Origin of the sequence: Pseudomonas sp. 382, assembly GCF_002759075.1 — a bacterium.
Classification (GTDB): Bacteria; Pseudomonadota; Gammaproteobacteria; order Pseudomonadales; family Pseudomonadaceae; genus Aquipseudomonas; species Aquipseudomonas vlassakiae.
Genome location: NZ_PEMX01000105.1, coordinates 1 through 593 on the forward strand (window position 1 = coordinate 1; position 593 = coordinate 593).

The 593-nt window shown below is 56.0% G+C and carries 1 protein-coding gene and 1 pseudogene; both read right to left on the minus strand.

Going from position 1 to position 593, the window contains the following annotated elements; genetic code table 11:
* A partial coding sequence (locus CQW31_RS31270; RefSeq protein ID WP_158238201.1) for a hypothetical protein occupies nucleotides 1-375 on the minus strand: 375 nt, incomplete at its 3' end.
* A 111-nt stretch (nucleotides 376-486) separates the two neighbouring features.
* Nucleotides 487-593 (minus strand): annotated as a pseudogene (locus tag CQW31_RS31955) (IS110 family transposase); the annotation flags it as partial.

Here is a 593-nt window from a genome sequence, read left to right on the forward strand (position 1 = left end):
GTAATCCTGGCAAGAAAGCTCGCGCGGGTGGCATTCGCCCTGATGAAAAATCAGGACGAATACGTCACCAAAGGCGGGAAACTGGCTTGCTGAAAACCATAGAATCTCCCACATCTGTTTCGGGCCAATCACTCCTGTGCCGCCAACAGGGACCGCCTTGTTGGCATGGCGATGCATCTCGGTGGAAGCTGACAGAGTCTGGCGATCCATCTCGGTGGAAGCTGACAGAGTCTGGCGATCCATCTCGGTGGAAGCTGACAGAGTCTGGCGATCCATCTCGGAGGAAGCTGACAGGGTCTGGCGATCCATCTCGGTGGAAGCTGACAGAGTCTGGCGATCCATCTCGGTGGAAGCTGACAGGGTATGGCGATGCATCTCGGTGGGCGCTGATGCGACACAACCTGTCTCCAGTCATGCACCAAGGCGGTCCCTGTTGGCTTCACAGGAGTGACTGGCCCGAAACAGATGTGGGAGATTCTATGGTTTTCAGCAAGCCAGTTTCCCGCCTTTGGTGACGTATTCGTCCTGATTTTTCATCAGGGCGAATGCCACCCGCGCGAGCTTTCTTGCCAGGATTACCAGAGCTTGGGTTG